Below are 12,141 nucleotides of genomic sequence, written 5' to 3'. Positions count from 1 at the left end.
GATATGTCAAAATTTACAAAAAAGAAAAGTGGCGAAACGCCCGCTGTTTCTACGGCTTCTTTGCCAGATATCATCTTTATGCTTTTGTTCTTCTTTATGACAGTAACAGAATCTAAGGACAGTGATTTGATGGTACAGAATAAGTTGCCAGTGGCAGACCAAGTACAAAAATTGGACAAGAAAGACCCAGTTGTGTACATTTATGCAGGGAAACCACTTCCTAAGTATCAGGCTAAGTTTGGTGTAAACGCTAAAATTCAAGTGAACGATAAATTCATTGATGTTTCGGAGGTAAGCCACTATATATTGAATTATAGAGAAGGTTTGCGCGATGCACTAAAAGATGTATTTATGACCGCTTTGAAAGTAGATGCTGATACCAATATGGGATTAGTGAGTGATATTCGTGAGAAATTGCAAGATGTTAATGCCTTGAAATTGACTTATATTGCTCGTGAAGGTTCTCCTTTGAATCAAAAATAAATAAGAAACATATTTCTGTGTTAAAAAGACTACCTTAAAAATTAGGGTAGTCTTTTTTTGTTATTATGAATAAAAATATTACCTTTGCATTATTAAAACAAGTTAATAGTAATTATTTATGAGAAAAATCGTTTTACTTTTTGGATTACTCCTCAGTGCAGGAGTAGCTTCAGCACAGTCTTTCGGGGCTGGTGATGTACAAATTAACGGAGGTTTAGGTGTTTCAACTCCAGGGGTTATGGTATATGGTTCAGTGGACGTTGGAATTAATGACCAAATAACCGTAGGAGGTGAGTTATTTTACCGTGGTAGAAACTACAATAGCGTAAAATACAATAATATAGGTATTTTAGCTACAAGTAATTACCACTTCAATAAACTTATAAAAAGACTTCCTTCAAACGTAGATTTGTACGGTGGTTTAAGTTTGGGATATTACAATTGGAGTAATGATTATAAATATGACAATTGGGATCCTTATTATGACTCAGGATTTGCAGTGCGTCTTCAAACAGGGGGGCGTTACTTCTTTACAGAAAACTTCGGTGTGAATGCTGAGTTGTTTGTAGAACACAACTCTTTTGCAACAGGAGGTTTTAAAGCAGGTGTTACTTATAGATTTTAATAACTTAAAAAATGAAAAAAGGGACTTCTGAGGAAGTCCCTTTTTTATTATGCTTTTTTAGCTTCTTTTAGTAAGTAGGCTCTGAATAAACGCAGTTCGTCCCAACTGTATCTTTCTTCTGTCTTTTCATAAAGACTTTTCAGGGTAGTAAGTTCTTCGTTTTCTTTGAAAATTGTATTCAGTTCATTGATGGTTTCCTCAGGGAGTACTTCAGTAATAGCAATTTTATCTTGTTCTATGCATTTGGCTATGTGAGAATAGATAGTAGCCTGTGATAGAGTACGCTCTTTGGCTATTTCGGCTACTGTTTTGCCTTCTTTCCAAAGCTGAAGCGTGATATCATAAGTAGAGCGTTTTTCCTTCTTGGGTTTATCATCTTTGGAGAGAGGATATTCGCCTATAAAGAGTTTTTCGTTCTTTAAAATATTATTAATTTTTCCGGTGAGTTCAGTATACAAAGTTTCTAATTTGGCTGAATGTATCTTTTCTTTATTAAAAGGTTGGTCGGATTGTGCTAATTGTACCATTTGCTCTAAGCGGAAGAGTTTCTTTAGCGTATCGGAAAGGCTATTGTCTAACTCTTTTAGTTCGATGAAAAATTGTTTAACTTTTTTCTGATTAGCTATCTTTCCTTCAACTAATAGCACTTCATACCACAATTGTTCTAAGAGCGGTGTAAAATAAGTGATACCTTTGGCTACGCGTTCGAAAATATGCTGAACATCGGTTGCATTATTGAAAAGTGTTCTGAGTTGCTTGATGAATTTTTCGGAGACGGTAACGAGTTCTTGCACTCTTACTAACTGCTCTGATGCCCAATCTTTATATAGGTTTTTATTGCCAATTTCACCTGAATAACTATTGCGGTGTAGCACCCATTCTTCTAAAAGAGTATTCCATTGGAAAGTGTTTAAAATATTCTCCTGCAAAAATTCGGTTTTTCCTGTATAACAAGCGGTTTGTACTTCTTTTTCGGAGGCTTTGTTCTCGGCATAACCTATCACTTCGCCATTGTTGTTGATACCATTAGCACTTACTGAGGAAAGCAAAATCAAGCCGTCTAACGAGCGCAGGCGCGAAAATGCTACATAGGCTTGACCTGAGGCAAATACACTTGCCAAATCTAAGATGGCTTTCTCGAAAGTGAGCCCTTGACTTTTGTGTATGGTAATTGCCCACGCCAAACGCAATGGGTATTGGGTAAACGAGCCCAGGCGCTCTTCTTCTATATCTTTGGTTGTTTCATTCAGTTTATATCGCACGTTTTCCCATTCGTAGCGTTCGACGTTTATGACCCTTCCACCGTCTAATTTCACGGTAATTTCACCTTCGGAAAGAGAGACTACTGTACCCATTTTTCCGTTGAAAAACAGGTGTTCTCCTGAAATGTCATTTTTGATAAACATTACTCTTGCACCTTCTTTTAGCTGAATGACTTTTTCGATAGGGTAGAGGTATTCGGGAAAATCATCAACAATATCAGCCTCGTAAGAGAATAGGGGAGAAGAGAGTTTACTCATTTCGCGTTGGTTCATTGCATCGGCTTTGGCGTTGTGAGTGGTGAGGGTGATATAATCTTTTAGGTGTTTTTTAGGAAAATCGGGTTGTACATAGTTTTCTAACTGTTTGATATCCTCAGAGGTAAGTTGGTTTTCACGCAAGTGATTTAAAATGGAGATAAACAGCTTATCGGTTTGTCGGTAAATGGTTTCGAGTTCTACATATAGCAAAGGATTTTGAGTTACGACTTCGGACTGAAAGAAATACATTCCTTTATAATAATGTTTGAGCACTTCCCATTCCTCTTGTTTTACTACGGGGGGCAACTGTAACAAATCGCCGATGAAGAGCACTTGTACGCCTCCGAAGGGTCGTTTGTCTTTTCGGATAAACTGCAACATATAGTCCATAGAATCGAGCAAATCGGCACGGAGCATACTCACTTCATCTACAATTAGCAATTCCATATTGCGGATAACCTGCTGTTTATTTTTGTGCATTTGGAAGTGTTTTCGCAAAGAAAATCGGTTTTCAAAGCGCAAGAATTCATTCACAATAGGGGGATTGCTGAGTGTTGGTAAAAAAGAAGCAAAAGGGAGTTGGAACATCGAATGAATGGTTACGCCACCAGCATTGAGAGCAGCAATACCCGTAGGGGCAACTACCACCGTATTTTTATAACAAGTATTGATGATTTTGTGTAGCAGAGTAGTTTTACCTGTTCCTGCTTTCCCTGTGAGAAAAATATTTCTATTTGTTTGATTTACAAGTGTAAGTATGTACTCTTCCATACCATTTGTTTGGTTGTTATCATTTAAAACGCAAAGATACGAAACTTATTTTAATTAGCAAATTAACAAATTAGGTGTGAGCTACACAGCCAAATTTTGGTAGGAAGGAGGGTAGGTTTAGCTTATAGAAAGCTTATAGGAAGCTTATACGAATCTTGGACGATTGGTATAGAAAGGGTATATAAATAGTTGAAAGTGAATGGTTAAGAGTGAACGTTTTTTTGTAAAAAAGGTACTGAAAAGTAATTGTAAAGGAGTGGATAAATAAATCTTTTTTACTTTTCTTTTGTTACTATTAATTTTTTTTGCTACTTTTGTCACATTAATAATCAACCTTTAAAAATATTCACAGCTATGATTAAAAAAATCTATCAAGTAGCCATAGGCATTGCTGTATGTCTTGGCTTTGTGGCTTGTAACTGCAATCAAGCTACTTCTAATGAGAATAAGAGTAGAAGTTCTTATCAAATTAAAGTAACTACCCCCCCTCGTCCAGCTGGGCAAACAGATGTACTAAACCTTACTACTCCTAAAATGGATACCGTGCATGTGGGAATCATTGGTCTTGGAATGCGCGGACATAGTGCGGTAGAGCGTTATATGCACGTGCCCGGAGCGAAAGTTACAGCTATCTGCGATATACGTCCTGAAATGGTAGAAAAAGCGCAACAAGTAATTGAAAAAGCAGGGCATAAGCGTGTAGCTCAGTACACAGGTGATGAAAATGCTTGGAAAGCGCTATGTGAGCGCAAAGATGTAGACCTTGTGTACATTGTAACTGACTGGAAACATCACGTACCTATGGCGCTTTATGCTATGGAACACGGTAAACACGTGGCGATAGAAGTGCCCGCAGCTCTTGATATGGAACAGATTTGGGCATTGATTAATATGAGTGAGAAGAAACGCTTACACTGTATGATGCTTGAGAACTGCGTGTATGACTACTTTGAAATTACTACTCTTAATATGGCACAACAAGGGCTCTTGGGTGAAGTGATTCACGGTGAAGGCTCTTATATTCATAACTTAGACGACTTTTGGACTGAGTATTGGAACAACTGGCGTTTAGACTACAATGCTAAAAATCGCGGAGATATATACCCTACGCATGGTATAGGCCCTGTATGCCAAGCGCTTAATATTCACCGAGGAGATAAGATGAACTATTTGGTTTCATTTGATACGCACGCTTTTAGAGGCAAAGAAGTGTACAAACGCGTAATGGGCAAAGAAGAACCTAACTTCCAAAACGGCGACCTTACTATTACAATGATTAAAACTGAAAAAGGGAAAACCATACAAATACAACATGATGTGGTAACACCACGTCCATATTCACGTATGTATCAGCTTACTGGAACAAATGGATTTGCGAATAAATATCCGATAGAAGGTTATCTTATTCAGCCAGAAAGTATAGCAAAAGACGAAGTGCCTAATCACGAAAATCTTTCGGCACACAGCTTTATGCCCGAAGAGGCTAAAAAAGCAATGATGGAAAAATACAAACCACGTATTCTTAGAGAATTGGAAACTAAAGCAAAAGAAGTGGGCGGTCACGGTGGTATGGATTTCATTATGGACTATCGTCTCATCTACTGTTTGCGCAATGGTTTGCCTTTGGATATGGACGTGTATGACCTCGCTGAATGGTGTTGCTTAGCACCTCTTTCTAAACTATCATTAGAAAACGGCAGTGCTCCTGTAGAAATACCCGATTTTACTCGCGGAGCTTGGAATAAACAAAAAGGTTACAAACACGCGTTTGCTAATTAGAATCCCCACCCCTTTCCCTCCCCCAAGGGGAGGGGGTAGGATAATATATTTTTCTAACTATTTATATTGCATTCTCCCTTCCTTGGGAGGGGGTGGGGGAGGATTATAGAACCTATGTCAAACGTATTACGTCTTCCTGCGGAACAACTATATGCAAAAGAATTAGAGGCTCTAAAAGAAGAGGATAAAAAACAAGAAAAGCCCATAGGCTGGCAATTGTCGCCTAAAGCAGTGTTGAAATTTGTAACTGGAGGTACTGCCAGCGGGGTAGAGATTACCCCTAAGTACATCGGTCATAATCGCTTGGTGGAGATAGCTATTGCTACACTCCTTACCGACCGCTCTCTGTTGCTCATAGGTGAGCCAGGAACCGCCAAATCGTGGCTTTCCGAGAACCTTACAGCAGCCATTTGCGGTGATTCGGGCAAAGTGATTCAAGGTACAGCGGGCACCAGCGAAGAACACATTCGCTATTCGTGGAACTACGCAATGATCTTGGCTAACGGGCCATCGCACGAAGCTCTACTTAAATCACCTATCTATCGTGCGATGGAAACAGGAACTGTCGCTCGTTTTGAGGAGATTTCGCGTTGCGCCTCCGAAGTGCAAGACGCACTGATTTCTATTCTATCGGAGAAGAATATTGCCATTCCAGAACTCAGTGAAGAATTACCTGCTCAGCGCGGTTTCTCTATTATTGCCACAGCTAATACCCGCGACCGTGGTGTAAACGAGATGTCGTCAGCACTTAAAAGACGTTTCAACATCATCGTGCTACCTGCCCCTGCTACTTTAGAAACCGAAGTGTCTATCGTAACCAAGCGCGTAGCTGAGATTTCTAACAACTACAAACTGAAAGCCGCCTTGCCAAGCAATGAAGCTATAGAGAAGATTGTAACTATTTTCCGCGAATTGCGCAAAGGAGCTACTTTAGACGAAAAACAAAAACTCAAATCGCCTAGCGGGGTTATTTCTACGGCAGAAGCTATTTCGCTTATCACCAATAGTATGGCATTAGCAGGCAGTTTTGGCAACGGCACTGTTACCGATGAAGATTTAGCATCAGGATTGCAAGGAGCTGTAGTAAAAGACGAAGACAAAGATAAAATGGTGTGGAAGGAATACCTCGAAAACGTAATGAAGAAACGCGGAGCGTCTTGGCGTGAACTCTATAACCAATGTTCAGCAATGAACAATTGATAATTATTACATTGGTATATTAGTAAAATTGCACATCTCTACATAGTAGTAAATAAGCGAATTGTATTCAGGATGTGCCTGCATCCACTGATGCAAGATAGGTATAAAGGTGGCGATAATCTCTTTGTCGCCACTTTCTAATATACGTTTGCTATAAGCAATATAGATTTGCTCTGCCAAAGGCATTATAAGCATACCTTGGTATGACTTAGGTGCAAAATCCTCAGCGCGCAGAAACGGCATCACGTCAGTAATTACTTCCAAATATTCCTCACGGTCTTTATAGGCTTTGTGTAACTGCTCTGCTAAGGCAGAAAACGCTTTTGAAGGCATCGTGAAATACATACCTTTCAAATTCTCGTACAGCACATCAATAAGCGCTATTTTTCCTGTTTTGCGCAACTGTGCGAAGAACTTCACGTATTGCCAAAGCAGTTGGTCGGTGATGAGCACTTCTTCAATGCTAAAACGCAGGTCTTTGAGTGCTTGCACATATTGCAGAAAAATGTCTAAGTCGTTTTCCGCTACTGCCCTCTTGCAAAAATCGTAATACACCCAGCCCAACGAATATTTGTTGATATTACTATCGTTTTCCTTAAATTCCTCAAGAGCGATGCGCAACGCCTCGTCCAAGTCACCTGCTTTGCGCAAAGCTGTTACTTCACTTACCATCATTTCTTTACAACTCTAAAAAGGGTGATTTTTTCATTGCCCGAAGCAACCATAGTTTGCTCATTAACAAAGAGTAGCGCGTGGTAGACTTTATCCGAAAGTTGTTGCCAGCTCCTACCTTGGTCGTTAGAGAAGAAAAGACCATTAGGCGAAGTTGCCACCAAAGCATTTCCCTCACTATTAGGAATGTATTGCACACAACTCGCATAGCCAATAGCCTTGTCGGTTGCGATAGGCTGCCAAGTTTTACCCCCATCGAAAGTGAGTGCGCCAGAGCCTTTTCGCTCTGTAGGTTGTTCATAATCACCGCCGAGAGCAATGCCTTGCTTGTCGTTATAGAAAGCTACGGTGAAAGCCCCTTGAGTAGCCGAACCTTGGGCGATAGGTAGGGTAGCGAGGTCTTGCCATTTATAACCCTTGTTGTCCGAGAATAACACCCTGCTCTTACTGCCGCCTGTTACTACCCATAGTTTGTTGCCATAGTTCGCCAAAGCCGAGTTGCTAGCAGCGAATACACTTTCACCCTCTTCGAGTTTTGGCGATTGCGACCACGTGAGTTTCGTCCATTGCTGTCCGCCGTTGAGCGTTGTTACTACCGATAGACGATTGTCGATAGGGTCGCCTATAGCGATGCCAAATTGGTCGTCCGTAAAGCGTAATACATCGTAGAATACATCGAGGTGTTCCTCACGATACACTTCCTCCATACCACTTTGTTCCGCTTTGTAAAGCAATGCAGGGTTGCCAATAGAGAGCATAAAAAAGTTCTGAGTCGTTGCCCCCACTGCGCGGAAATCCGAAATGACCCCACGATTCTTCAAGTTAGAAGTCGCAATGGTTTGGTTTTGCGTGTTGATAAAGCCAAAGGTAGCATCGGAGCCTGCAAAAGCCACGTTTTTCTCTAAGAGCACCATTGCCCGCACGCTTATCTTCTCTAAAGGGAAAGACTTTAACTCTACCAATTCGATAGTAGAGTCCTTATAAGGATTAGAGTGCTTACACGCTCCAAGGCAAAGCAATATAAAAATAATAGCAATATGTTTCATATCTCGGTGATAAACAAAGGCAAAGGTAGTGTTTTTGGTTCGAATAACAAAGAAAGGATATATTTTTCCTCCAAAATGTTGTATCTTTGTCGCATCACACATTCAAATAATTTCTCATTTTCTAATTACTTATGTATATCCGCTCCTTAAATATTACCACTGATAGAAAACAAGGATTCCCTTATAATACTGAAGCTGTGCGCTATGCTAAACATATCAATCTTGACCAGCCGGTAACTTTCATTGTAGGTGATAATGGGGTGGGCAAATCATCTCTTATTGAAGCTATTGCTTACAAACTACGCTTGGCTCGTATTAACAATACGTTAGGTTTTCAAGAAGAATCGTTTGAGCCTATTGCTGAGCTCGCAGAAGATTTAGAACTCGATATGATACGTGATGGTCGTGGTTTTTTCTTTCGTTCAGAGGACTTTGGCGATTACGTAATTAAAGGTAATATTTTTGATTCGTTTAAAAGTCAGAATCCTACCTATCAGAATATGATGTTTAACTACGGACAAAATTTAGCGTCTTTTTCTCACGGAGAAGCCTTTTTGCATATCATTACCCAACGTGTAAAACGACAAGGAATCTATATCTTTGATGAGCCAGAAAGTGCTCTTTCGCCCTTACACCAACTATCACTCATCTACTTCATACGCGAACATCTCAAGAAAGAACGTTCACAGTTTATCATCGCCACCCATTCTCCAATCCTAATAGCAATGCCCGATGCACTAATCTATGAAGTTACCAAAAATGGAATGCAAGCTACCCCTTTGCAAGAAGTAGAACATTATATCATTACTAAAACTTTTTTGAACAATCCTAAGGCGTATTTTAGAGAGGATTAGAGAATCTTTATCACTTCTCCTAAGTCCAAATACACTAAATATTTTCCTTTTACTTGCCATCCTATGGCTGTTAGGTTTTGTTGGTAATGCTGTAGTTGGGTGCGGTATTGGTCGTTGGGTTGTCCGGTTTTGTAATCTATGATATAGACTTCGCGAGTGGTGGGGTTGTAGGCAAGTCGGTCGGGACGGAAATAGTAGCCATTAGCATCTATAAATTCACGTTCGGTAAAATATTCGTAGTCCTTGCTAAAGAAAGGTGCTAAAGTGCTGTCGCTAAGCAATCGCGCCATTTGGGGTTGCAATAGCTCGTATTGTTCGGTAGTAATAGTGCCCTCTTGTAGTGCATCGTTGAGCACAGTGTCGAGGTCGGTGGTATAAGTGATTTTCGAGAATAACTCGTGAATGAGGTTGCCACGCTCCAAGGCTTCTTTTTGGTGAGTGTCCCATAGCAAGGAAGCCCCCATCGCAATCTTGTAGTTCGGTTGTTGCCAACCTTTTTGAAAAGGAATAGTTGCTTCTTCTGTAGCTCCTTTCTCTTTCTTCTTAGGAAATACAGCACTTCCAAAGGTATATTCCACTACATCCTCATTCCACTGTCCGTTTTCTACTAAAAACTTTTTAAAGAGTGTACCATAAGTCTCGGCACGGCCTTTGGATAATGAGGTGATTACATAAAGAAATGATTCGGGACGCGTCATCGCTACATATAGCACATTTAGCTGGTCGAGGAGGTTTTGTTCGTGTAGTTGCATCATCAGCTCTTCGGCTTGCGGGTCGTAGTTCACTAAACTTTTATTGCTGTTCACCAGTAGATAGTCAAAACCGTTAAACTGCTCGTGATCTACGGGAAACCAAAGTTTTTCAGTATGTGTATCGATGAGTTTGCTATCGGCAAAGGCGTAGATAATCACGGGGGCAGAAAGCCCTTTGCTCTTGTGTACCGTCATCACGGTAATAGCATTCAAACCTTCGGGTGAACTGATGCTGAGTTTTTCTTGCTGGTCGTCCCAGAACTCTAAAAAATCGGACAAGCCTCCTTTGCGCGCATTCTTAAAATCGAATACAATATCCATAAAGTGTGTGAGATAAGCATCGGAAGGGTGAGCGAGGTTAAAACAATTCACCGCCAAAGCTACTCCTTCGTATAGAGAATATTGGTTGAACAGCTCTATAGAGAACTGAAAATCGGCAAGGAAAGTATTTATGGGTTCTTCTACATATTTGCTGAGGAATAGGTGAGGGTCTTTAGTTTCTTTAAAACGCAGATAATCAAAGAGTAATTGCAGTTTGATTTCCTTACTATCAGGGTGGTATAGCAAACGCAACAGGGTGACGAGAAACTGTACCGATGCCACGTTTTTCAGCAATAGCGAATCGGGAGAAATTACATTTCTTTGTTGTTCTGAAAGGAAAGAAGCTACGGCAGCCCCTTCGCGGTTAGTGCGCACCAATATAGTAATATCCTTATCGGCAGCCCCTGCTCGGTTAGCGTGCTCTATTTTTTCTAAAATTACTTCACAATAACTCCGTTCGCGCGGTGAAAGTGCTACAACATTGCTGTTGTCTTCTTCTGTATTTACTTCTTCTTCTCCCACTGCTATAAACGAAAGATTGAAATAGCCTTCGGGTAAAGATTGGTCTCTTTTGTTTTTGGGATAATCCTGTATGGAGTTCTCATAAAGTTTTTTGTATGTATCACTTTGGAAAAGGTCTGCTGCAAACTTAAAAAAATGGTTGTTAAAATCAATAATAGCTTCTAAACTGCGGAAGTTCTTATCAAGGTCTTTCACTTCTCCTTTGATGCGGAAAGGGTTTACTTCATTGTTATACAGACTCATAAACTGTTCCGCTTTTCCTCCTCGCCAACGATAAATCGATTGTTTGGCATCACCTACAAGCAATACCGACCCGCGTTGTTTGTTCACCTCACTTTGCACCGCATTGAGGATAAGCGGTATAAAGTTCTGCCATTGCAGCACTGAGGTGTCTTGAAACTCATCGATGAAATAGTGGCGGAATTTCTCGCCTATACGCTCGTAGATAAAAGGTGCAGGCTGGTTGCTGAGCTCTGAGGAAATCACTCCGTTGAACTCCCATATAGGCAAGATGTTTTCTTCTTCTTTAATGGTCTCTATTTCTTTTTGTATGCGGTTGAGCAAAGCCAAAGGCACAACATATCTCAGCGCGTTGTTCGCAAAGGCAAGGGCACCAAAAGCCTTTTTGATTGTCAAAAACAAGTTGGCAATCATCTCTTGCAAACTGTCTATCAGGGCAGTGTCGTACTTCTTAGTCGCTGAACCAGAATAAAGAGGTTCGCCTTCTAATAGATTGTTTTGCCAACCACTGCCCCACGAAGGCTCCTTAGAGTTGTCGGCAGTGAGGTTATCAAAGAATTTGTATAAATGTCCTCCATTAAAAGCACCTTTATCCAAACCGTGCTCACACATCAGTTGCATAAAGTCTTGGGCAGAAGTTTTAATGCTTTTCAGGGCATTGTTGCGTTGTTTGAGTAAGGTATTTTTAAGGGTTAGAAAATCGGGTATTTCCTTGTCTTTCAGCGATTGTAATTGCTCGTAATGGTTCTCATTGGTGAGCATTTCGGCTACGCCTAATAATTCTTTAGTAGTATCCCAACTCTTGTCGTCGTCTATCTTTTCATTGGCAAAATCGATGAGCAATTGGGTAAGCTCGGGGTCGTTTCCTGCCTGATTCATCAAATTATCAACTGCGCGCTCTAGTAAAGCGTTGCTGTCCAACTGTACTTCAAAGAAAGGATTGAGGTGCAAATCCTGTGAGAAGTGGCGTATCAGTTGGTGGTTAAACCCATCGATAGTACTGATATTAAAAGCCGCGTAGTTGTGCAGTATATGCTCCAAAGCCTTAGCCGAACGCGTTCTCAGTTCCTCATCGGGGAGATTCAATTCCTTTGCTAATTCACTAAACATAGCGTGAGGTTTAGTGAGCATTTTGTCCTCACTGAATACCCCCAATAACTCTATGATGCGGTTCTTCATTTCAAAAACCGCCTTGTTGGTAAAGGTAATAGCGAGTAACTGCCTAAACAAATCAGGTTGCTTACTGCCGAGAATAATTCTCAGATAGGCTTTCACCAAACTGTAGGTCTTTCCAGACCCAGCCGAAGCGTTGTATATAGTATAATTTGCTGAAGGTGTATTCATTTTTTACCTCTT

At 40.5% G+C, this 12,141-nt stretch carries 8 protein-coding genes and 1 pseudogene; 5 read left to right on the top strand and 4 right to left on the bottom strand.

The window, feature by feature from the left end; translation table 11 throughout:
- Positions 1–3 precede the first annotated feature (3 nt).
- Together HW279_RS01205 and HW279_RS01200 are read left to right on the top strand one after the other, a co-directional pair.
- Positions 4–483 carry an ExbD/TolR family protein gene (locus HW279_RS01205; protein ID WP_002673265.1) on the top strand — a complete coding sequence of 160 codons (480 nt, stop codon included), beginning with the start codon at positions 4–6 and terminating at the stop codon, positions 481–483.
- A gap of 118 nt (positions 484–601) precedes the next feature.
- Positions 602–1,108, top strand: coding sequence for an outer membrane beta-barrel protein (locus tag HW279_RS01200; protein ID WP_009418842.1), 507 nt, complete (start codon positions 602–604; stop codon positions 1,106–1,108).
- 47 nt (positions 1,109–1,155) lie between these two features.
- On the opposite strand, the pseudogene HW279_RS01195 reads toward HW279_RS01200, so the two are convergent.
- Positions 1,156–3,402 (bottom strand): annotated as a pseudogene (locus HW279_RS01195) (helix-turn-helix domain-containing protein); the annotation flags it as partial.
- A 351-nt stretch (positions 3,403–3,753) separates the two neighbouring features.
- Between HW279_RS01195 and HW279_RS01190 the strand changes: the two are divergent.
- Together HW279_RS01190 and HW279_RS01185 are read left to right on the top strand one after the other, a co-directional pair.
- Entirely contained in the window at positions 3,754–5,178 is a 1,425-nt protein-coding gene (locus tag HW279_RS01190; RefSeq protein WP_178957653.1) for a Gfo/Idh/MocA family protein, read from the top strand.
- Between the two features lie 114 nt (positions 5,179–5,292).
- Positions 5,293–6,378 carry an ATP-binding protein gene (locus tag HW279_RS01185; RefSeq protein WP_178957652.1) on the top strand — a complete coding sequence of 362 codons (1,086 nt, stop codon included), beginning with the start codon at positions 5,293–5,295 and terminating at the stop codon, positions 6,376–6,378.
- A gap of 6 nt (positions 6,379–6,384) precedes the next feature.
- On the opposite strand, the gene HW279_RS01180 is transcribed toward HW279_RS01185, so the two are convergent.
- A complete protein-coding gene (locus HW279_RS01180; protein WP_178957651.1) occupies positions 6,385–7,053 on the bottom strand; it encodes a hypothetical protein in 669 nt (222 codons plus the stop codon).
- A complete protein-coding gene (locus tag HW279_RS01175) occupies positions 7,050–8,096 on the bottom strand; it encodes a WD40/YVTN/BNR-like repeat-containing protein (protein WP_178957650.1) in 1,047 nt (348 codons plus the stop codon). Before HW279_RS01175 ends, HW279_RS01180 begins: the two co-directional genes overlap by 4 nt.
- Positions 8,097–8,227: 131 nt before the next feature.
- Between HW279_RS01175 and HW279_RS01170 the strand changes: the two genes are divergently transcribed.
- Entirely contained in the window at positions 8,228–8,950 is a 723-nt protein-coding gene (locus tag HW279_RS01170; RefSeq protein ID WP_178957649.1) for an AAA family ATPase, read from the top strand.
- Here HW279_RS01170 and HW279_RS01165 read toward each other — a convergent pair.
- On the bottom strand, positions 8,947–12,129 hold the full coding sequence (locus HW279_RS01165) for a UvrD-helicase domain-containing protein (RefSeq protein WP_178957648.1): 3,183 nt from the start codon (positions 12,127–12,129) through the stop codon (positions 8,947–8,949). The two genes, HW279_RS01170 and HW279_RS01165, sit on opposite strands and share 4 nt — an antisense overlap.
- Positions 12,130–12,141 lie beyond the last annotated feature (12 nt).

This window comes from Capnocytophaga sp. oral taxon 903, from assembly GCF_013394785.1.
In the GTDB taxonomy this organism is placed as follows: Bacteria; Bacteroidota; Bacteroidia; order Flavobacteriales; family Flavobacteriaceae; genus Capnocytophaga; species Capnocytophaga ochracea.
The sequence above is the reverse complement of the archived record's forward strand: the minus strand, read 5'-3'. Positions and strand labels throughout refer to the sequence as shown.

What these genes read in the sequence shown, in the direction of transcription:
- HW279_RS01205 (WP_002673265.1), top strand. Translation starts at nt 4, where the DNA reads ATGTCAAAATTTACAAAAAAGAAAAGTGGCGAAACGCCCGCTGTTTCT.
- HW279_RS01200 (WP_009418842.1), top strand. Translation starts at nt 602, where the DNA reads ATGAGAAAAATCGTTTTACTTTTTGGATTACTCCTCAGTGCAGGAGTA.
- HW279_RS01190 (WP_178957653.1), top strand. Translation starts at nt 3,754, where the DNA reads ATGATTAAAAAAATCTATCAAGTAGCCATAGGCATTGCTGTATGTCTT.
- HW279_RS01185 (WP_178957652.1), top strand. Translation starts at nt 5,293, where the DNA reads ATGTCAAACGTATTACGTCTTCCTGCGGAACAACTATATGCAAAAGAA.
- HW279_RS01180 (WP_178957651.1), bottom strand. Translation starts at nt 7,053, where the DNA reads ATGATGGTAAGTGAAGTAACAGCTTTGCGCAAAGCAGGTGACTTGGAC.
- HW279_RS01175 (WP_178957650.1), bottom strand. Translation starts at nt 8,096, where the DNA reads ATGAAACATATTGCTATTATTTTTATATTGCTTTGCCTTGGAGCGTGT.
- HW279_RS01170 (WP_178957649.1), top strand. Translation starts at nt 8,228, where the DNA reads ATGTATATCCGCTCCTTAAATATTACCACTGATAGAAAACAAGGATTC.
- HW279_RS01165 (WP_178957648.1), bottom strand. Translation starts at nt 12,129, where the DNA reads ATGAATACACCTTCAGCAAATTATACTATATACAACGCTTCGGCTGGG.